At 63.3% G+C, this 19687-nt stretch carries 18 protein-coding genes; 15 read left to right on the plus strand and 3 right to left on the minus strand.

The annotated features are described in order from the left end of the window. Positions 1–163 precede the first annotated feature (163 nt). From V9T28_RS13640 to V9T28_RS13690, 11 genes are all read left to right on the plus strand, one after another. Positions 164–1042: an FAD binding domain-containing protein gene (locus V9T28_RS13640; protein WP_116399471.1), complete on the plus strand. Its 879-nt coding sequence runs from the start codon at positions 164–166 to the stop codon at positions 1040–1042. After that, positions 1035–3794, plus strand: a complete 2760-nt coding sequence (locus V9T28_RS13645; protein ID WP_445242129.1) for a molybdopterin-dependent oxidoreductase — start codon at positions 1035–1037, stop codon at positions 3792–3794. Before V9T28_RS13640 ends, V9T28_RS13645 begins: the two co-directional genes overlap by 8 nt. After that, entirely contained in the window at positions 3791–5263 is a 1473-nt protein-coding gene (locus V9T28_RS13650) for a 6-hydroxynicotinate reductase (RefSeq protein ID WP_116399473.1), read from the plus strand. Before V9T28_RS13645 ends, V9T28_RS13650 begins: the two co-directional genes overlap by 4 nt. Beyond that, on the plus strand, positions 5260–6174 hold the full coding sequence (locus V9T28_RS13655) for a UPF0280 family protein (protein ID WP_116399474.1): 915 nt from the start codon (positions 5260–5262) through the stop codon (positions 6172–6174). Before V9T28_RS13650 ends, V9T28_RS13655 begins: the two co-directional genes overlap by 4 nt. Then, complete coding sequence (locus tag V9T28_RS13660; RefSeq protein ID WP_116399475.1) at positions 6162–6746, plus strand: amino acid synthesis family protein; 585 nt, start codon at positions 6162–6164, stop codon at positions 6744–6746. The genes V9T28_RS13655 and V9T28_RS13660 overlap by 13 nt, the downstream gene beginning before the upstream one ends. Then, the gene (locus V9T28_RS13665) at positions 6743–7327 is read left to right on the plus strand and encodes an amino acid synthesis family protein (RefSeq protein WP_116399476.1); all 585 of its coding nucleotides are present in this window, start codon (positions 6743–6745) and stop codon (positions 7325–7327) included. The genes V9T28_RS13660 and V9T28_RS13665 overlap by 4 nt, the downstream gene beginning before the upstream one ends. Before the next feature lie 126 nt (positions 7328–7453). Then, positions 7454–8614 carry an ABC transporter substrate-binding protein gene (locus tag V9T28_RS13670; protein ID WP_116399864.1) on the plus strand — a complete coding sequence of 387 codons (1161 nt, stop codon included), beginning with the start codon at positions 7454–7456 and terminating at the stop codon, positions 8612–8614. 267 nt (positions 8615–8881) lie between these two features. Beyond that, entirely contained in the window at positions 8882–10762 is a 1881-nt protein-coding gene (locus tag V9T28_RS13675; RefSeq protein WP_199499989.1) for an ABC transporter permease, read from the plus strand. Next, a complete protein-coding gene (locus V9T28_RS13680) occupies positions 10759–11535 on the plus strand; it encodes an ABC transporter ATP-binding protein (protein ID WP_116399477.1) in 777 nt (258 codons plus the stop codon). The genes V9T28_RS13675 and V9T28_RS13680 overlap by 4 nt, the downstream gene beginning before the upstream one ends. Further along, a complete protein-coding gene (locus tag V9T28_RS13685) occupies positions 11532–12236 on the plus strand; it encodes an ABC transporter ATP-binding protein (RefSeq protein WP_116399478.1) in 705 nt (234 codons plus the stop codon). The genes V9T28_RS13680 and V9T28_RS13685 overlap by 4 nt, the downstream gene beginning before the upstream one ends. Positions 12237–12276: 40 nt before the next feature. Next, complete coding sequence (locus V9T28_RS13690; RefSeq protein WP_116399479.1) at positions 12277–12741, plus strand: MarR family winged helix-turn-helix transcriptional regulator; 465 nt, start codon at positions 12277–12279, stop codon at positions 12739–12741. Between the two features lie 58 nt (positions 12742–12799). Here V9T28_RS13690 and V9T28_RS13695 read toward each other — a convergent pair whose 3' ends face one another. Next, positions 12800–13999: an amidohydrolase family protein gene (locus V9T28_RS13695; protein WP_116399480.1), complete on the minus strand. Its 1200-nt coding sequence runs from the start codon at positions 13997–13999 to the stop codon at positions 12800–12802. Between the two features lie 240 nt (positions 14000–14239). On the opposite strand from V9T28_RS13695, the gene eda reads away from it, so the two are divergent. The 3 genes from eda (at position 14240) to chrA (ending at position 17273) form a co-directional block, all read left to right on the plus strand. After that, positions 14240–14848 (plus strand): bifunctional 4-hydroxy-2-oxoglutarate aldolase/2-dehydro-3-deoxy-phosphogluconate aldolase, encoded by a 609-nt coding sequence (gene eda, locus V9T28_RS13700; RefSeq protein ID WP_116399866.1) that lies wholly within the window; start codon positions 14240–14242, stop codon positions 14846–14848. A 255-nt stretch (positions 14849–15103) separates the two neighbouring features. Further along, on the plus strand, positions 15104–15916 hold the full coding sequence (locus V9T28_RS13705; RefSeq protein ID WP_116399481.1) for a chromate resistance protein ChrB domain-containing protein: 813 nt from the start codon (positions 15104–15106) through the stop codon (positions 15914–15916). A 13-nt stretch (positions 15917–15929) separates the two neighbouring features. After that, positions 15930–17273, plus strand: a complete 1344-nt coding sequence (gene chrA, locus V9T28_RS13710; protein ID WP_116399482.1) for a chromate efflux transporter — start codon at positions 15930–15932, stop codon at positions 17271–17273. On the opposite strand, the gene V9T28_RS13715 is transcribed toward chrA, so the two are convergent. Further along, positions 17268–17720 (minus strand): GNAT family N-acetyltransferase, encoded by a 453-nt coding sequence (locus tag V9T28_RS13715; protein ID WP_245423925.1) that lies wholly within the window; start codon positions 17718–17720, stop codon positions 17268–17270. The genes chrA and V9T28_RS13715 overlap by 6 nt on opposite strands. 181 nt (positions 17721–17901) lie before the next feature. On the opposite strand from V9T28_RS13715, the gene V9T28_RS13720 reads away from it, so the two are divergent. Beyond that, positions 17902–18666, plus strand: a complete 765-nt coding sequence (locus V9T28_RS13720) for a dienelactone hydrolase family protein (RefSeq protein WP_158554721.1) — start codon at positions 17902–17904, stop codon at positions 18664–18666. A 19-nt stretch (positions 18667–18685) separates the two neighbouring features. Here V9T28_RS13720 and V9T28_RS13725 read toward each other — a convergent pair whose 3' ends face one another. Continuing rightward, positions 18686–19687 (minus strand): NAD-dependent epimerase/dehydratase family protein, encoded by a 1002-nt coding sequence (locus tag V9T28_RS13725; protein WP_116399484.1) that lies wholly within the window; start codon positions 19685–19687, stop codon positions 18686–18688.

Raw genomic sequence — 19687 nt, forward strand, 5'->3', positions numbered from 1 at the left:
GCCAGTAAAGGTCGCGACAGGGATGCGCCACGGCAAAGAGTTGGAGCAATTTTGCGTTTCTAAAAGAACACAAATTGCTCTAGGCGCCGCCGCGATCCTTGCTTGACAAATCCGGCGATCGGCTCAACATTCGTACACGAACGTTTTTCCGGTGTCCGTGAGCATGCAGATCGCGTCGCAACGCAGTGGACCAAACGCACCCTATTTTCGCCCCCGCACGCTTGCCGAGGCGCTCGACCTGCTCGCCGACACGAAGGGGCGCGTTCTTGCCGGCGGCACCGATTTTTATCCGCAATTGGGCGACCGGCCGGTCACGTTTCCGGTGATCGACATCACCGGCATTGCCGATTTGCGCGGCGTCACGGTCAGCGAGACGCATATTCGCGTCGGCGCTTGCGTCACCTGGAGCGAGATTGTCGCGAGCGATCTGCCCGAGGCCTGCCGTGCCCTACAATTGGCGGCGCGCGAGGTCGGCGCACGTCAGATCCAGAATGCCGGCACCGTCGCCGGCAATCTGTGCAATGCGTCGCCCGCCGCCGACGGCGTGCCGCCGCTGCTGGCGCTGAATGCGGAAGTCGAAATGACCGCCCCGGAGGGCATCTCGCGCATCCCGCTCAGCGATTTCATCGTCGGCTACCGCAAGACCTGTTTGCCGCCCGGCGCACTCGTGACGGCCGTCGTCATTCCGCGTGATATTGCCGGGCCGTCGAGCTTCCTCAAACTCGGCGCGCGCACCTCTCTCGTGATTTCCATCGCGATGGTCGCGGCGATCGTCGAGACGGATGCACAGAACACGATCACGCAAGCGCGCATCGCGGTCGGCGCCTGCTCGGCCGTGGCGCAACGGCTGTTCGCCGCCGAAGCGGCATTGCGCGGCCAATCCTTCGCGCCGGGCTTCAGCCGCGCCGTGCTTGCGGATCATCTGGCGGAGCTGACGCCGATCGACGATCTGCGCGCCACCTCTACCTATCGACAAGAGGCGGCGCTGATCCTCGTGCGCCGCACCCTCGAAGCCTGCCTCGCGGAGCGGCATGATGCTTGAACGCGCCGTGCATCCGACCCTGAGCTTCACGCTGAACGGCGACGCGATCACGCTCGACACGGCCCCCGCGAAGCGCCTCAGCAAAGTGCTGCGCGAAGAGTGCGGATTGACCGGCACCAAGGTCGGATGCGACGCGGGCGATTGCGGCGCCTGCACCGTCCTGATCAACGGCGAAGCCATCTGCGCTTGTCTCACCGCCGCTGGCCAGGCTGAAGGCCGCACAATCGTCACCGTCGAAGGCCTGAAGAACAATGTGCCGGCCGCCGCCGGCCTCGCGGACTCGTTTCTGCGCCACGGCGCCGCGCAGTGCGGAATTTGTACCCCCGCCATGTTGATGGCCGCGAGCGCTCTGCTCGCCCGCGTGGCCGAGCCCGATGAAGCGCAAGTGCAGGAAGCGATCGCCGGCGTGCTCTGCCGCTGCACCGGCTATCGCAAAATCATCGACGCGATACTCGATGCGGGCCGCAGCGCCGCGCCGCAGCCGGTTGCATCGGGCGCCGCCGTCGGCGCGCGCGTTCCGCGCCTTGACGGACAGCGAAAGGTTGGCGGCACGGATCTTTTCGGCGCCGACGACATTCCCGGTGATGCCTTGCTGCTGCGCGCGATCCGCAGCCCGCACCATCGCGCCCGCTTCCGCTTCGGCGACCTTGAGCGCTATGCCGCGCGTCATCCCGGCATCGTCCGTATTTTCACCGCTACCGACGTGCCGGGCGAAAATTGCTATGGCGTGATCCCGCCGCTGGCCGACCAGCCGGTCTTTGCCGTGCACGAAACGCGCTTTCGCGGCGAAGCGGTCGCCGCCGTCGTCGGCCAGCGCGAGAGTATCGAGGCGCTCGATCTCGCCGACTTCCCGATCGCGTGGGAGGAGCTGCCAGCCCATATCGCCACCGCCGATGCGGTCGCGCCGGACGCCGCGCTGGTGCACGCGCATCGCGCGGAAAACATTCTGGTACGCGGCCGCGTGGTGCGCGGCCATGTCGACGAGGCCTTGGCGGAGGCCGATGCGATCGCCGAGGGCGAGTTCGAGACGGGCTTCGTCGAACACGCCTATATCGAACCGGAGGCGGGTTTTGCCCGCCGCGTCGGCGACCGCATCGAAGTGCAGGCCTGCACCCAATCGCCCTATATGGACCGCGACGACATCGCCCGGATTCTCAGCCTATCTCCCGACGCTGTGCGGATCTTGCCGACGGCGGTGGGTGGCGGTTTCGGCTCGAAGCTCGATCTGTCGGTGCAGCCCTTCATCGCCGTGGCGGCATGGCATCTTCCCTACCCGGTCTACATGATCTACTCCCGCCAGGAATCGATTATGACGACGACCAAGCGCCACCCCTCGATGATGCGCGCACGGGCCGGTGCGGACAAGACCGGCAAGCTTATCGGCCTCGACTTCCATGCGGATTTCAACACCGGCGCCTATGCCTCCTGGGGGCCGACAGTCGCCAACCGCGTTCCCGTGCATGCCTCCGGCCCCTATTACGTCCCGCATTACCGCGCGTTGAGCCGGGCCGTGCACACCCATCTCGTGCCGGCTGGCGCCTTTCGTGGGTTCGGCGTGCCGCAAGCCTCGATCGCGCAGGAGCAGCTTTACGACGAGCTTGCCGAAAAGCTTGGGCTCGATCGCCTCGAATTTCGCATTACCAATGCCCTGCGCGCTGACCAGCCGACTGTGACCGGGCAGGTTCTTGGCGCCGGCGTCGGCATCCGCGCCTGTTTCGAGGCGCTGCGTCCGCATTGGCGCCGCGCGCATGATCACGCGAAGGCCTTCAACACGAAAACGGACGGCACGCGCCGGCGCGGCGTCGGCGTCGCCGGCATGTGGTACGGCTGCGGCAACACCTCGCTCGCCAATCCTTCGACAATCCGCGTGGCGCTGAAAGCCGATGGGCGCATCGCGCTGCATCAGGGCGCGGTCGATATCGGCCAGGGTTCGAATACGGTGATCCCGCAAATCTGCGCCGATGCGCTGGGGGCCCCGCTCGCTCTCTTCGATCTCATCGGCCCTGACACCGATATCACCCCCGATGCGGGCAAGACCTCGGCGTCGCGCCAGACCTTTGTCACCGGCAAGGCGGCGCAACTCGCCGGCCTCGATTTGCGCCAGACCATCGCGCGCCTCGCCAATGCGCGCGAGGACGCGCACCTGTCGTTCCAAGGCGACGCGATCGAGGTGCGCGACCATGACCATGTGAGCACACTGCAGCTCGATCAATTGCCGCGCGACGAACGTGGCTATGTCCTAATCGGCGAAGCGACGTTCGATCCGCCGACGAGCCCGCTCGATGCGGACGGCCAGGGCGATCCTTATGCGCTGTATGGCTTTGGCGCGCATATGGCCGAGGTCGAAGTCGATATGGAACTCGGCCGCGTGCGCGTGCTGAAAATCACCGCCGCCCATGATGTCGGCCGCGCCATTAACCCGACCCTCATCGAGGGCCAGGTGGAGGGCGGCGCGGCGCAAGGGCTGGGGCTGGCGCTGATGGAAGAATTCCATCCGGGCCGCGGCGAGAGTTTGCACGATTATCTCATCCCCACCGTGGGCGACATGCCGCCGGTCGAAACGATCCTGATCGAGGATGCTTCGCCCGTCGGTCCGTTCGGCGCGAAAGGCATTGGCGAGCAGGCGCTGATCCCGACAGCGCCGGCGATTCTCAACGGCATTTACGACGCCGCGGGCGTTCGCATCCGCAAGGTTCCGGCAACCCCGGACCGCGTCCGCGCTGCAATTCAAAAGAAAGAAGGTCGGCCATGAACATGGTGACGCCTCCGGCAAAAGACGACAAGATCCGCTGCGATGCATGCCCGGTCATGTGCTACATCAAACCTGGCATGATGGGCGCGTGCGACCGCTATGCCAATCATGACGGCGAATTGGTGCGGCTCGATCCGCATGTCATTCTCGACCGCACGGTCGAACAGGGCGGCAAATTGGTGCCGTTTCACGCCAGCAGCGATTGGGACGGCAAATTGGTGCACGGATCCGAGACATTTGTGACCGCCATCGGCGCCGGCACCACCTATCCCGACTACAAGCCCGCCCCCTTCATCGTCTCGTCGACGGTCGACGGCGTCGATATGGTGACGGTCGTCACCGAAGGCATTTTCAGCTATTGCGGCGTGAAGATAAAGATCGACACCGACCGCTTTCTCGGTCCGGAACGCAATCTCGTCCGTGCCGACGGCGAACCGGTCGGCCATGTGACGACGGGCGAATATGGCTCGCAGATGCTTACCCTCGGCGGTGTGCATCATCTGACCGGCGGCAGCAAAAAAGAGGGGCGCGTCACCTGTGAAACTCTGCTCGACCTAGCCAATGGCAAGGCGGTGGAACTGCAGATTGATGACGGTGCGAAAGTCGTGGTGCAGGCCGGCAAGGCGCCGATCGTCAATGACGTGCAGGAGCACCTGATGCGCGTCGGCTGCGGCTCGGCGACGATCGGCATGTTCGCCAAGCAATGGCACGGCAAGGTCGATGAGGTGGTGGTGGTCGACGACCATATCACCGGTGTGCTGTCGGAACATCAGGCCGGCAAGATGCTCGGCATCCCGGAAACCGGCATCAAGATGAAGGGCCGGCGCTCCACACCGGGCCGCTATTTCCAGGTGGCCGAACCGGGTACGGGCTGGGGCGGTACTAATATTTCCGATCCGCTCACGATTCTGGCGCCGTTCGATGCCAAAGTGGCGAAGCCCGGTTTGCGGCTGCTGATGGTGTCGACGACCGGCGAGCATTACGGCTATTACGAGCTCGACGAAGCACTGCGGCCGGTGGAAAAAGACCTGCCGCCCAATCTGCGTCAATCGGTCGAGCGGATTCAGGAGAATTGCGAGCCCGCGCTCTGCACCGTGCTGTTCATGGGCGGCGCCGGTGGATCGCTGCGCGCTGGCGTGACCGAAAATCCGGTGGGTCTGACACAATCGGTCAAGAAGGCGCTCACCCATGTCACCTGCGGCGGCGCGCCGGTCTATGTCTGGCCCGGCGGCGGCATCACCTTCATGGTCGATGTGACGCGCGTGCCGGAAAATGCCTTCGGCTATGTCCCGACCCCGGCCCTGGTCGCGCCAATCGAATTTACCCTGCCGCTCGCAGATTATGCAGCGCTCGGCGGCCATATGGACCATGTCCGGCCGCTCTCGTCGCTGGCGGACGGGAACAAGCTGGCCCACCAGCGCGGCAACGTGCGGGTGACGACGCAAAATGCGGAGAGCACGCCCAAATGACTGCGCGCCGTGCGCATATCGCCCTTCTGCCCGACGGGCGGCGCCTGCACCTGCAGGATGGGCCGATCGACCTGATCGTCGAGGCCTATGGCGATGCGCAAGCGGTGACAGCGGCCTATCGCGCAGCGGCGGCTCGCTTCGAGGGTCTTCTCGATGCGCTGTGCCTCGAATTGCCGCGCCTGCGTTCGGACGCCCGCACGGCGGCCCCGCTGGAGCACCCGGTTGCCAAACGCATGCTCGCGGCGGTCCTGCCTTTTGCCGCTGAGACTTTCATTACGCCCATGGCGGCGGTCGCCGGCGCAGTCGCGCAGGAGATCTTGCACGCGATGCTGCAAGCCGCGCCCTTGCGCAAAGCCTATGTAAATAACGGCGGCGACATTGCTCTGCATCTGACGGGCGGCGAGACTTTCGACATCGGCCTCGTCGATAGGCCTGGCCGGCCGAGCCTGTTCGGCAAGGCGACATTGCATGCGCATGACCCCGCGCGTGGCATCGCGACCAGCGGCGCCCATGGCCGCAGTTTCTCGCTCGGCATTGCCGATGCGGTGACGGTGCTGGCGCACACCGCAGCTGAGGCGGATGCGGCGGCGACAATCATCGCCAATGCCATCGACTTGCCTGGTCACCCAGCGATCGCGCGCGTCCCGGCTTGCGAGCTGCAGCCGGATTCCGATCTCGGCACGCGCCTCGTGACGCGGCATGTCGGTGCGTTGAGCGACAGCGATATTGCGCGCGCACTCGAAGCCGGTGCGCGCTGCGCACGCGATCTTCTCGCACGGGGCCTTATTGTCGCCGCGGCCCTGCATCTGCAGGGCGAGACAAGAAGTGTTGAAGATCGCGACGTTGCGCCCGCGCGCGTCGGCTATTCCCGCCATCAAACCAGTGGAAGATCCGCCTCATGCCCGATGTAGAAGTGCGCAAACAGATTGTCACCGTCGAGGAGATCTATCACGAGGGCGGTCCCGTGGCGCGCGTGCCGCTCAAGCGCGGCGCCATCTTGAGCGTCATCCGCAATCCGTTCGCGGGCCGCTACGTAGAGGAAATCGCCGATTACATGAAGGAGCTCGAGCCGCTCGGGATCGACATGGCGAACAGATTGGTCGCGGCGCTGGGCGTCGCAGCGAGCGCCATCGAAGGCTATGGCAAAGGCGCGATCGTCGGCGTGGCGGGCGAACTCGAACATGGCGCACTGTGGCATGTGCCGGGCGGCTACGCCATGCGCGCGGCTCTCGGAGACGCCAAGGCGATTGTCCCCTCCGCCAAGAAGGTCGGTGGGCCGGGCACGCGGCTCGACGTGCCGGTGACGCATATCAACGCCTCTTACGTCCGCAGCCATTTCGATGCGATGGAAGTGGGCGTACCGGACGGGCCGCGTGCCGACGAGATGGCGCTCGTGTTGGTGATGACGACGGGCCCGCGCATTCACGCCCGCGTCGGCGGCCTCAAGGCTTCGGAGATCAAAGGTCTGGACGGTTTGAGATGAGCGCCAAAATTCGCAAAATTGTCACCTTCGTCGAGGAAACTCACAGCGAGATGGGACAGGCCATCGTGCCGCCGACCCGCCGCGCCGCCGCCGTCGCCGTGATCGAGAACCCATTCGCCGGACGGTATGAAGCTGATCTCTCGCCGCTCATCGACATGAGCGAGGAACTCGGCGCGCTGCTCGCCGCCCGCGCTGTCGCAGCACTCGGGATCGAAGGCGCGAAGGCCGAAAGCTATGGCAAGGCGGCCGCGGTCGGCGAAAATGGCGAGCTCGAACATGCCGCTGCTCTGCTGCACCCCAAACTCGGCACACCGATCCGCAAGGCGCTTGGCAAGGGCGCCGCGCTCATCCCTTCCTCGAAAAAGCGCGGCGGCCCTGGCGTCGTGCTGGACATTCCGCTCGGGCACAAGGATGCGGCCTATGTGCGCAGCCATTTCGACGGCATGGAGGTGCGCATTGCCGATGCGCCGCGCCCCAACGAGATCATGCTGGCTGTCGCCGTCACCGACAGCGGGCGCCCGTTGCCGCGCGTCGGCGGCTTGACCAAAGATCAGATAAAAGGCGAGGATGGTTTGCGCTGACTTTTGTTTTGTCGCATTTTCTTAACCGAAAAGTCGAACAACTTTTCTGGAAAATGCTCTGGGCGCGAGGGGAGAGGCTTGATGAAAACGTTGTTGAAGTTTTCTGCATTGGTTCTCACAGGCTGGATGGTGGCGAGCGCCCCGGCGCAGGCGCAACAAGATGAAATTAAGATCGGCGAAATCAATTCCTATTCCGCCCTCCCCTCCTTCACCGAGCCCTATCGCAAAGGCTGGCAACTCGCGCTCGACGAGATCAACGCCAGTGGCGGCGTGCTCGGCAAGAAATTAACGATTATCTCGAAGGATGACGGCGGCAAGCCGGCCGATGCGGTGACGGCCGCCAACGAGCTTGTTTCCAACGAAGGCGTCAGCCTGATTGCCGGCACGTTCTTCTCCAATATCGGTCTCGCGGTGTCGGACTTCGCCAAGCAGAAGAAGGTGATGTTCGTTGCGGCCGAGCCTTTGACCGACGCGGTTACCTGGTCGCAAGGCAACCATTACACCTTCCGCCTGCGCCCCTCGAACTACATGCAAGCCGCGATGCTCGCGGAAGAAGCCGCAAAGAGCCCGGCCAAGCGCTGGGCGACGATCGCGCCCAATTACGAATATGGCCAATCGGCCGTCGCCGTGTTCAAGAAATTGCTGTCGGCCGAGCGTCCGGACATTCAATGGGTCGCCGAGCAATGGCCGCCGCAGGGCAAGATCGACGCCGGCCCGGTGGCCGAAGCGATCGCCGCCGCCAATCCCGATGCAATTCTCAACGTGACCTTCGGCCCCGATCTCGTAAAATTGGTGCGCGAGGGCAATACGCGCGGCCTGTTCAAGGATCGCACCGTCGTCAGCTTCCTCACCGGCGAACCGGAATATCTCGATCCGCTCAAGGACGAGACGCCGGCAGGCTGGATTGTCACGGGCTATCCTTGGTACAGCATCGACACGCCGGACCATGCCGCATTCCTGAAAGCCTATCAGGCCAAATACAATGATTACCCGCGCCTCGGTTCTGTCGTCGGCTATTCGACCGTGAAGGCGATTGCCGCGATCATTCAAAAGGCTGGCTCGACTGATACGGAAAAACTGATCGCCGCCGCGGAAGGTTTGGAATTCACCACGCCGTTCGGCAAAGTGGCCTTCCGCGCCATCGATCACCAATCGACGCTCGGCGCCTTCGTCGGCACGACCACGCTGAAGGATGGCAAGGGCGTGATGGCGAATGCGATCTATCATGAGGGCGCGAAATATCTGCCGAGCGATGACGAAGTGAAGAAAATGCGGCCGCAGGAGTGACGGCGGTGGCGCAGGCCGCGGAGTCGCGTGACGGCAACGAATGTCATCCCGGGCTTGGCGCGGGATCCAGCGCCGATGACGGCCACTCATGTTTGAGAGTGGTTGCGGCACAAGGGTAATGATGACTCTGCCGTTGCTTGGCCCCGGATCCCGGGCCAAGCTCGGGATGACATCGAGGCCTTCTTCTGAAGTCATCGCTTACGATTATGGCACTCCCTTGTGGCGCCCTACCTTTGCGTGACGCGCAAGCCTTCTAAGGACCATTGAGTGAACTTTCCCTTTCTGATCATTCAATTCCTGACCGGCCTTGCGAGCGCGTCATCGCTCTTTCTCGTTGCCTCGGGCCTCTCGATCATTTTCGGCGTCACACGCATCGTTAATTTCGCCCACGGCGCGTTCTACATGCTGGGCGCCTATCTCGCCTATACGATGACCGAAACGCTGACCGGCGCTTTCGGCTTTTGGGGCGGCATTCTCATCGCCGCGCTCGGCGTCGCGCTGTTCGGTACCCTGCTCGAAATGTCGCTCCTGCGCCGCATCTATCACGCGCCGGAGCTGTTTCAATTGCTCGCGACCTTCGGCGTGACCTTGATGGTGGAGGACCTCGTCGTCATCATCTGGGGACCGGACGATCTATCGGGGCCACGCGCGCCGGGCTTTCGCGGCGCTGTCGACATTCTCGGCCACAAACTCCCGAGCTACGATCTCTTCCTCATCGTGCTCGGGCCGCTGGTCCTTCTTGCGCTCTGGCTGTTGTTCCGCCGCACCCGCTGGGGCATTCTCGTGCGCGCGGCAACGCAGGATCGCGACATGGTCGCCGCACTTGGCGTCAATCAAAAATGGCTGTTTACCAGCGTCTTCGCGCTCGGCGCCTTTCTCGCGGGGCTCGGCGGCGCGCTACAAATTCCGCGCGATTCCGCCAATCACGTGATGGACCTCCCGATCGTTGTGGAGGTCTTCGTTGTCGTGGTCATCGGCGGATTGGGCAGCGTCTTCGGCGCTTTCGTCGCGGCGGTCATGGTCTCCGAACTCAATGCGTTTGGCATCCTGATCTTTCCAAAAATCTCGCTGATCCTCGTGTTTGCGGTCATGGCCGTCGTGCTGGTCTGGCGTCCGTGGGGCTTGTTCGGCAAACCGGAACCGGTGCGGCGCCACGGCTTTGCTCTCGCGGTGCGGCCCTGGCAACCTTTCAATGCCCGCGAGCGCAACGGCGCATTGTTCGGTATCGCCTTTGCCGCGCTGCTGCCGTTACTGATCGGCCTTGTCGCCAAGCCGGATTATTTTCAGACCGTCGGCACGGAAATCTGCATCTTCGTGCTGTTTGCCGCGAGCCTGCAATTCCTGATGTCGGTTGCCGGTCTCGCCTCGTTCGGCCACGCGTGCTATTTCGGCCTGGGTGCCTATGGCGCCGCCTTCGCCACAAAATATTTCGGCCTGCCGATGGAGGCCGCTCTTCTGGCGGGCCCGCTGTTCGGCCTGTGCGGCGCGACTCTTTACGGCTGGTTCAACGTGCGTTTGAGCGGCGTCTATTTCGCCATGCTCACGCTCGCCTTCGCGCAGATCACCTGGTCGGTCGCCTTCCAATGGGTGGAAGTGACCGGCGGCGACAACGGCATTCTCGGCGTGTGGCCCTCCGCCTGGGCGTCGAATTCACGCATCTTCTATTGGTTCACTCTCGCGATCACCGTGCTCGGCGTGATCGCGCTGCGGCGCATCACTTTCTCGCCCTTCGGCTACGGCTTACGCGCCATCCGCGATTCCGATTTGCGCGCCGAGGCGATCGGCATGGCGCGGCCGAAAATGCAATGGATCGCCTTCGTGATCGCCGGCACGACTGCCGGTCTCGCCGGCGCTCTGTTCGCCTTCTTCAAGGGCAATGTTTTTCCCAACACGCTCGAGATTCCGGTCTCGGTCGATGGTCTGGTGATGGTGCTCCTCGGCGGCATCGAGACGGTCTCCGGGGCCATCGCAGGCGCTGTTCTCTACAAGATCCTCGCGATCTGGCTGATGAACCTGACCGACCACGCGAAAGTGGTGCTGGGCGCCATCATCGTGCTGCTCGTCGTCGCGTTCCCGAAAGGCCTTGTCGGCACATTGCAGGAAGCGATCGCGCGCCGCCTCGCGAGAGCAAAGGTTGACGCCGCATGACGCCGTTGCTGCAGGTCAACCATCTCGCGAAATCCTATGGCGGCGTCAAAGCGGTCAAGGACGTGTCCTTCACGCTGCGGGCCGGCGAAAGTCTCGCGCTCATCGGCCCCAACGGCGCCGGCAAGAGCACGTGTTTCAACATGCTCAACGGCCAGATCGCGCCGAACAGCGGCACGATCCTGCTGGACGACCGCAATATCACGGGATTGAAGCCGCATCAGGTGTGCCGCCTCGGCGTCGGCCGCACGTTTCAGATCACGGCGACATTCGCATCGATGACGGTGATCGAAAATATCCAGACGGCGCTGATGTCACATGCGGGGCAATCGACACATGTCTTGCGCGATGCGACGCAGGCCTTTCGCGCCGAGGCCGCGGCTCTCCTGAGCTTGACCGGCATGGCCGAGCACGCGGCAAGGCCCTGCGGCGAACTCGCCTATGGCGATTTGAAACGCTTGGAATTGGCGATCGCTCTTGCCAACGAACCAAAACTGCTGCTGATGGACGAGCCGACCGCCGGCATGGCGCCGAAAGAGCGTGCGACGCTGATGCGGCTTGTGGCGCGCATCGCCAAGGAGCGGAACATGGGCCTGTTGTTCACCGAACATGACATGGATGTCGTGTTCGAACATGCAACCCGCGTGCTCGTTCTCTCGCGCGGCGAACTCATTGCGCAAGGCACGCCGCAGGAGATTCGCAACGACGCGAATGTGCGCGCCATCTATCTCGGCGATGGCCTGCTTTATCACCCCGAAGGCAAGGGGGCGGCATGAAGCTCATGGTCAGCGGCCTCAACGCCTTCTACGGCCCCGCGCACATTTTGCGCGATGTCAGCTTCGAGGTCGGCGCCGGCGAAGTCGTCGCCATGCTCGGCCGCAACGGTGCCGGAAAATCGACGACGTTCAAGGCGCTCGTCGGTTTGGTGCCGCAGCGCAACGGCAAGATCATCTTTGAAGATAAAGATATCTCAAGCCGCCCCACCTATGAGATCGCCCGCGCTGGGCTCGGCTATGTGCCCGAAGACCGGCGAATTTTCACCGAGCTTACGGTCGAGGAAAATCTTGCCATCGGCCGGCAAAAGACGCGCACACAGGGCGCGAATTGGACACCCGACAAGCTTTATGAGCTGTTTCCCAATCTCGCCGAAATGCGCAGCCGCGCGGGCGGCCGGATGAGCGGCGGCGAACAGCAGATGCTCACCATTGCCCGCACGCTCATGGGCAATCCCTCGCTCGTGCTGCTCGACGAGCCGTCCGAAGGCCTCGCGCCGAAAATCGTCGAGCAAATGGCCCGTGCCATACTAGTCATGAAGAACGAGGGGCTTAGCGTCGTGATCTCTGAGCAAAACCTGCACTTTGCCCGCCTCATTTCCGATCGCGCCTATATCCTCGAGAAGGGACATATAGTATTTGGTGGGATGATCGCGGAGATCGAGGCGCGGCCCGAAATCCGCGACGCCTATTTGTCAGTCTGAAGCCGTTCTCGCAACACGAATAACAAGGTTAAGGAGCGCCATGGCCCAGTACGATCCGCCGTCTTCGCATGCAGACGCCTCCGAACCCGCAAAACGCGACTATATTCTGGACGAGCAAGTGGGCTTTCTCTTGCGGCAGGTCAACCAGCGTCATACGGCGATTTTTGCGGACAGCATTGGCGACGACATCACCCCCACGCAATGGGCCGCCGTCAGCAAGCTCGCCGAAAAAGGCCCCTGCTCGCAAAATCTGTTGGGCCGGCTCACCGCGATGGATGTCGCCACCATCAAGGGCGTCGTCGACCGGCTGACCAAACGCGGCCTGACCACGACAGGCCCCGATCCGACCGACGGCCGCCGTTTGCTGGTTGTGCTGACCGAGGACGGGGAGAAGCTGGCCAAGGAACTCTCGCCGCGCGCGCTCGCGATCACCGAAGCCACGTTGGAGCCGCTGACGCAAAAAGAGCGCGGCCAATTGATGGCGCTGCTGCAGAAGATGACCTGATACGCCCCGCTTGTGGCCTGTCGGGACCCAGTGAGGATCCCGATGGTGCGCAAAGCGGCTATGACACCACCACTTCCGGCACGTTCGTCGCCGGCGGCGTATTGCGGCTGCGGCCAGTGCGCACGATGCCGTCGATGATCGTCATGCCGACGCCGGGCAAATCGCCGAGTTGCACGCTGTCCAACAAATTCTTGCCGGCCGAATGCTGGGCCTTATCCATCAGCACGAAATCGGCCGAGCGTCCGACCTCGATCAGACCGCAATCCAATTTGCGCATGCGCGCCGTATTGCCCGTGGCAAAGCAGAAGGCAATCTCGGCCGGCACGTCGCCCAGGCTGGAGAGGAGCGACACCATGCGCAAAATGCCAAGAGGCTGCACACCAGAGCCCGCCGGCGCATCGGTGCCGAGAATAACGCGCTGCAAGTCGTTCATCTCCCTGGCGACCCGCAACGTGTACAGCGCGGCGCGTTCGTTGCCGTTGTGCACCAATTCGAGCCCGCGCTTGCAGCCCTCGCAAATGCAGCGGATCTGATCGGTCGGCAGAGCGGTATGGCCGCCGTTGATGTGGCCAACCACATCCGTATCCGCCTCCAGCACCACATCCTTGTCGATCAGCCCGGAGCCGGGAATGGACGGCCCGCCGGTGTGGATCGTCGATTGAATGCCGTATTTGCGCGCCCACGCGACCATTTGCCGCGCAGTCGGGCCGTCCTTGACGCCACCGAGGCCGACCTCGCCTAGAAGCGTCACGCCCGCATCGGCGAGATCCTTGAAGTCCTGCTCGACCATCCCCGGTTCGATGCAGGGCGCGCCGGCATGCACCTTGACGCCGCCGGGGCGAAAGGCGCTGAAGGTGCGTTGTGCGGTGATCGCCATGGCCTTGAGGCCGACGATGTCGCGCGGCCGGCCGGGCGTGTGCACTTCGCCGGCCGAAATCATGGTGGTGACCCCGCCATGCAGGAAACTGTCGATCCAGCCGAGCTGGTTCTGGCGCGGCGTCCAGTCGCCGGCGACCGGATGCACATGGCTGTCGATCAGGCCGGGGCTGACGCAAGTGCCATGCGCATCGACAATGCTGGTCGCGCCGGACGTGTCGACATCCTTGGCGCGGCCGATGGCGGCGATTTTGCCGTCCACGGCCACGATCGTATCGGCATCGAGAATCGGGTTTGCGAGGTCGCCGCTGAGCATGAGGCCGATGTTGCGGATCACCAGTTTTTGCGGGCCTTTCGGTGCCTTTACCTCTTCGTGCGCCATCTCTCACCCCTCCTCGGCAAAATGCGCGCCGCCTGCCGCCGCACGCAACAATCAGGCTAGCATAACCCTCATCGGATTTATTTGTACACAAATATACGACAGTAAATTTGCCGCAGGGCGTCCGCGCTTGAGTGGCGGCGCAACAATCTGTAATTTGCCCGGCGCGTCGCCAAACCGGTCGCGAAAAAATGGAGTTCCATTGTGGGGCAATATCAGCACACATCCGCAACGCTCGATCTGATGCGTGTCTCGCCTGTCATTCCGGTGCTGACCATGAAGGACGCGGCGGACGGGATCGCCCAGGCCAAGGCGCTGGTGGCGGGCGGCCTGCGAGTCTTGGAAGTCACCTTGCGGACCGCGGGCGCGCTCGAAGCCATCGCCGCCATCGCGAAATCGGTGCCCGGTGCCATCGTCGGCGCCGGCACAGTGACGGAGCCGGCGCATATTCAGGCGTCGATCGATGCTGGCGCGACATTTCTGGTGAGCCCCGGCGTGTCGCCGAAATTGCGCGAGGCCGCCGCCGACTCGCCCATCCCCTTCCTGCCCGGCATCGCCACGGCCTCCGAAGCCATGGCGCTCATGGATTACGGCTTCCGCGCGCTCAAATTCTTCCCGGCCGAGGCGGCCGGCGGCGCAAAATATCTTTCCTCGATCGCCGGCCCCCTAAGCCAGCTCACCTTCTGCCCGACGGGCGGGATCGATCTGGCCAAGGCGCCGACCTATCTCGCGCTCAAGAACGTCGCTTGCGTTGGCGGCTCCTGGATGGTGCCGAAATCGCTGATCGATGCGGGCGATTGGGAAGGCATCGAGAAATTGGCGCGCGAAGCGGCAAACCTGAAGGCGAGCTGACGGCCCGCGCCGCACCGCGAACCTTTGGGTTCGAAAGACTGCTAGAGCCGCGTCACGGCGCGGCTTTCCTATCCCGATGCGTGCCGAACGAGCCGCCGCCTCTGGCGGTCGCGATTTCGCAGCCCAAGCATTGACGAACCCGCGCGTCTGCCTCTATTTTTAAGATATGGGGAACAGCGATCTCCCCACGAGGCGACAAGCTGAAGCATCGCGTCCCGCTCATGGGCATGAGGCCCTCTCAGCAAAGGACGCACCATGTCGTCGTTCACCTTCATTGCACCCGAAAAACTCGCGCGCCTGATCGGCACGCCCAAATGCCCGGCCCTGCTCGACGTGCGCGCGCCGGACGATTCCGCGTCAAATCCGAGCCTTGTTCCCGGCGCTTATCCCTGCTCCCATGAAAATGTTCTGCAATGGGCGGCAACGTTCCGACCCTCTGCCATCGTGACCATCGGCCAACGCGGCAAGACACTCTCGCAAGGCGCGGCTGCGCAGCTTCGCGTCGCCGGTGTGCATGCAGAAGTTTTGGAGGGCGGTTTCGAGGCCTGGCAGAAGCTCAATCTCCCGCTCGTGCCGGCCGCGAAGATCCCTCCGCGCGGCCCCCAGGGGTGCACGGTTTGGGTCACGCGCGCCCGGCCCAAAATCGACCGCATTGCCTGTCCATGGCTCATCCGCCGGTTTGTCGATCCGAATGCGCAATTCCTCTATGTGGCGCCGCCGGAAGTGGAAGCCGTCGGACAAGCTTTTTCCGCAACGCCCTTCGATATCGAAGGCGTGTTCTGGAGCCATCGCGCCGACACATGCACATTCGACACGATGATCGAAGAGTTTGGCTTGGAGACGGAACCATTGTTACGGCTCGCAGCAATCGTGCGCGGTGCCGATACGGCGAGACTTGATCTTGCGCCGGAGGCTGCGGGGTTGCTCGCCGCATCCCTTGGATTGTCGCGCATGTATGGCGCCGATCTCGAACAATTGGACGCCGGCTGCCAACTCTACGACGCCTTCTACCGCTGGTGTCGCGACGCGACAGACGAAACGCACAATTGGCCGACCAACAAACCTTAGAGCCTGTAAACACATGGATTCATCCCTGATCACACGCCGCCACGACACGGGCTTGCCGGACGTTCGCTTTGGCGAGGCCGCCAAAGTCTGGACGCAGATCGGCTTCACGTCGTTCGGCGGCGCGGCGGGGCAGATCGCCATGATGCACAAGATGCTGGTGGAAGAGCGCCAATGGATCGACGAAGCGCGCTTCCTCCACGCTCTGAACTATTGCACGCTGCTGCCGGGCCCCGAAGCGCAGCAGCTCGCGACCTATATCGGCTGGCTGCTGCACGGCGTGCGCGGCGGCCTTTATGCCGGCGCGATGTTCGTCATTCCCGGCGCGCTCGTCATGCTCGGCCTGAGCGTGACCTACGTGCTCGGCCAGGACGTGCCGATGATCGCGGCGATTTTCTTCGGCATCAAGACGGCGGTGCTCGCGATCGTGGCGCATGCGCTGCAGCGGATCGCGAAACGGGCGTTCAAGGGCCCGCTCTACGTGGCCATCGCGATCGTGGCATTCCTGGCGCTGCTTTTCGCCAACGTGCCCTTCCCTGTCCTCATTCTTACAGCGGCCCTGCTCGGCTACGTCGTGCAGCCCCGAAACCAGCAGCCCGCGGCAGCCGATGATGGCGCGCTCGCCGCGCCGGCGGGTCAGGGCGGCTGGGCCTATGTGCTACGCACGGCCGCGATCTGGATCTCCATCTGGTGGGCGCCGGTCGTTCTGTGCGCCGTGCTCCTCGGGCCGCATCACATTCTGACGAGCGTCGGCATCTTCTTCGGCAAGATGGCGTCCTTGTCGTTCGGCGGCGCCTATGCGCTGCTCGCCTGGACAGCCCAGGAAGCGGTCGCGACCCATCACTGGCTGAACGCTTCGGAAATGGCCGACGGTCTTGGGCTGGCGGAAACGACGCCGGGCCCAACGATCCTCGTCACGCAGCATGTCGGCTTCCTCGCCGGCTTCCGCAATCCGGCGCCGTTCACGCCGCTGACGTCCGGCATTCTCGCCGCGCTCATCACAAGCTGGCTCACCTTCATGCCGTCGTACTTATGGATCTTCACCGGCGCGCCCTATGTCGAAAGCTTGCGCGCCAACCGGCGGCTCTCGTCGGCGCTCGCCGCCGTCACGGCGGTCATCGTCGGCGTCATGGCCTATCTCGCGACCTGGTTCGCCCTGCATCTGTTGTTCGCCGAGCCGCAATGGCTGCCATGGCACGGCCTGCGCCTGCCGCTGATCGACCCCGCGACGCTCAATGTGCACGCCTTGCTGCTCTCGGCGATCGCCTTCGTCCTGACGATCGGCTGGCATTGGAATGTCGTGCGGGTGGTCCTTGTCATGGCCGTGCTCGGCGTCCTGCGCCAATGGGCCCTGTCATAGAGCCTTGTCGTAGCGGATCGCCGAAGCGCCGTCTTCGTAATAATCCTCGTAATCGCCGAAGCGCCGGTAGCCTTGCTTCTCGTAGAGGCGGATCGCCGCGGCATTGTCCTCGCGCACCTCGAGCCGCAGGCGCTGCATATGTCGCGCCCGCGCCACGTTCTCGCACGCGATCAGCAGAGCGCGGCCGACGCCCCGCCGGCCGATATTCGGATTCGTGGCGATCGAATAGAGCCGCGCCTTGACCGAGCCCTTGCGGAACGCCACGAGCGCATAGCCGGCAAACTCGCTCCCCAACGACGCCACGAGCAGCGCCACGCGCGGCGAACGGATGAAATCGCGCAGGCTACGCCGCGAGAGCCGGTCGCCGTCGAACACCAATTCCTCGAGCGCGTGCAGGGCATCGAGGTCTTGAAGCGTCGCAGGTTCGATTTTGAGGCCAGTCAACAAGGCGTGAAAATCTCAAAAGGCGAGAGGTCGGTGCGGCGCACTATATCGCTCGACATTGCGGTTTGGAATCCTAGTTGGGATTGGGTCCCTATCATCACCACGTCCTTGACAGCCGCCGCATCCCATCCGCCAGAACTATGGTGCGAGGATGGCGTCACACAAAGCAACCGACGGAGCCGTCATGTCCCAAGACATCGTTACCGAAGAGCTCGAAATCGACGTCCCGGGCAGCGCCCAGGCGATGGCTGCGTTTCTCGCCCGGCCGGCCGCGGCCGGCCCGCACCCGGCGGTCATCATCTGCGGCGAACTTTATGGCTTGAACGGCCATATCCGCGACATCGCGCAGCGATTTGCGCGCGCCGGCTATGTGGCGCTCGCTCCGGATTTTTATCATCGCAGCGAAAAGTTGGCGCATCTTCCTTATACCGAGGCGGGACGCCAGAAGGGATTCACCTTGCTGCGGCAATTGCGCCGCGCGGACGCCATCGCCGACGTGCGCGCCGCACTCGATCATTTGCGCCGGCGGCACGATACAGGCCCGAAGATCGGCATCGCTGGCTTCAGTTTCGGCGGTCACATCGCCTATCTCGCCGCGACACAGCTCGATCTCGCGGCAATCGCCATTCTCTACGGCGGCTGGATCACCAACACCGATATTCCGTTGAGCCAGCCGGAAGCGACCGTGTCTTTGACCTCCGGCATTGCAGCGCGGAATGGCAAATTGCTCTACATGGTCGGCGCGTTGGATCATGCGATTACCAAGGAGCAGACCGATGCGATCGAACACGCCCTGCAGGCGGCAGGCGTGCGCCATGATATGGTGATCTATCCGAACGTGAAACACGGCTTCTTCTGCGACGACCGTGATACATTCGACGAGACCGCGCGCGACGATGCGTGGCGCCGGATGTTGGCGTTGTTTCAAGAAGAGTTGCGAGAGAGTTGAAAAAGGCCGCAGCTCACGATCACCGGTGTTCGCCCTGATACGCCCGATACCATTGCACCAAGGCAGCGACACCCTGCTCGATGCTCGTCTTGGGCCGGAAGCCGGTCAACGTATGGAGAAGGTCGGTATTGGCGAAAGTGCGCGGCACGTCGCCTTGTTGCATCGGCAGATAATTGCGGATCGCCTTGCGGCCCAGGGCTTTTTCGATCGTCTCGATGAAATAGAGAAGATTGATCGGCTCGCCGTTGCCGATATTCACCACCCGGAACGGCGCATCGGGCGATAGGCTGTCGTCGCGCACCGCATGGGTGCCCGGAATGCAATCGGCGAGGCGCACGACCGCTTCGACGAGGTCGGTGACGTAAGTGAAATCGCGTTCCATATGGCCGTGATTGTAAATATCGATCGGCTCGCCGGTGCTGATATTGTGCACGAATTTATAGGGCGCCATATCCGGCCGGCCCCAGGGGCCGTAGACGGTGAAGAAGCGAAACGCCGTCGTCGGAATTGTCCACAAATGGCTGTAGCAATGCGCCATCAATTCGGTGGATTTTTTCGTCGCGGCGTAAAGGGTCAACGGCCGGTCGGTCGCGTCCGTCTCGAAGAACTCGCCGTCGCCACGATTGCCGTAGACGGAACTCGTCGAGGCGATCAAAAGATGTTTCACGCCGTGGCGCCGGCACAAATCCATCACGTTGAACGTGCCGGTCAGATTGGCATCGATATAGGCGCGCGGATTTTCCAGGCTGTAGCGAACGCCGGCTTGCGCCGCGAGATGAATGACGATGTCGATCGGCCGATCGCCCCAGGCATCTTCCAGTCCGGCGGCATCCTCGAGCATCGCGCGATGCCCTTGATAGCCATTGCGCACCGCAAGTTGGGCGTGGCGCTGCTCTTTCAGGTTGATATCGTAATAGGAGGTGAATCCGTCGACCCCGATCACCTCATGGCCGTCATCCAGAAGCCGCTTCGCCAAATGAAATCCGATGAAGCCCGCGGTGCCGGTGACGAGAAATCTCAT

Source organism: Methylovirgula sp. 4M-Z18, from assembly GCF_037890675.1.
GTDB lineage: Bacteria > Pseudomonadota > Alphaproteobacteria > Rhizobiales > Beijerinckiaceae > 4M-Z18.

Coding starts and splice junctions, on each gene's coding strand:
- V9T28_RS13680 (WP_116399477.1), top strand. CDS start 10,759: ATGACGCCGTTGCTGCAGGTCAACCATCTCGCGAAATCCTATGGCGGC.
- V9T28_RS13655 (WP_116399474.1), top strand. CDS start 5,260: ATGACTGCGCGCCGTGCGCATATCGCCCTTCTGCCCGACGGGCGGCGC.
- V9T28_RS13665 (WP_116399476.1), top strand. CDS start 6,743: ATGAGCGCCAAAATTCGCAAAATTGTCACCTTCGTCGAGGAAACTCAC.
- V9T28_RS13695 (WP_116399480.1), bottom strand. CDS start 13,999: ATGGCGCACGAAGAGGTAAAGGCACCGAAAGGCCCGCAAAAACTGGTG.
- V9T28_RS13720 (WP_158554721.1), top strand. CDS start 17,902: ATGTCCCAAGACATCGTTACCGAAGAGCTCGAAATCGACGTCCCGGGC.
- chrA (WP_116399482.1), top strand. CDS start 15,930: ATGGATTCATCCCTGATCACACGCCGCCACGACACGGGCTTGCCGGAC.
- V9T28_RS13645 (WP_445242129.1), top strand. CDS start 1,035: ATGCTTGAACGCGCCGTGCATCCGACCCTGAGCTTCACGCTGAACGGC.
- V9T28_RS13705 (WP_116399481.1), top strand. CDS start 15,104: ATGTCGTCGTTCACCTTCATTGCACCCGAAAAACTCGCGCGCCTGATC.
- V9T28_RS13670 (WP_116399864.1), top strand. CDS start 7,454: ATGGTGGCGAGCGCCCCGGCGCAGGCGCAACAAGATGAAATTAAGATC.
- V9T28_RS13685 (WP_116399478.1), top strand. CDS start 11,532: ATGAAGCTCATGGTCAGCGGCCTCAACGCCTTCTACGGCCCCGCGCAC.
- V9T28_RS13660 (WP_116399475.1), top strand. CDS start 6,162: ATGCCCGATGTAGAAGTGCGCAAACAGATTGTCACCGTCGAGGAGATC.
- V9T28_RS13650 (WP_116399473.1), top strand. CDS start 3,791: ATGAACATGGTGACGCCTCCGGCAAAAGACGACAAGATCCGCTGCGAT.
- eda (WP_116399866.1), top strand. CDS start 14,240: ATGCGTGTCTCGCCTGTCATTCCGGTGCTGACCATGAAGGACGCGGCG.
- V9T28_RS13690 (WP_116399479.1), top strand. CDS start 12,277: ATGGCCCAGTACGATCCGCCGTCTTCGCATGCAGACGCCTCCGAACCC.
- V9T28_RS13725 (WP_116399484.1), bottom strand. CDS start 19,687: ATGAGATTTCTCGTCACCGGCACCGCGGGCTTCATCGGATTTCATTTG.
- V9T28_RS13640 (WP_116399471.1), top strand. CDS start 164: ATGCAGATCGCGTCGCAACGCAGTGGACCAAACGCACCCTATTTTCGC.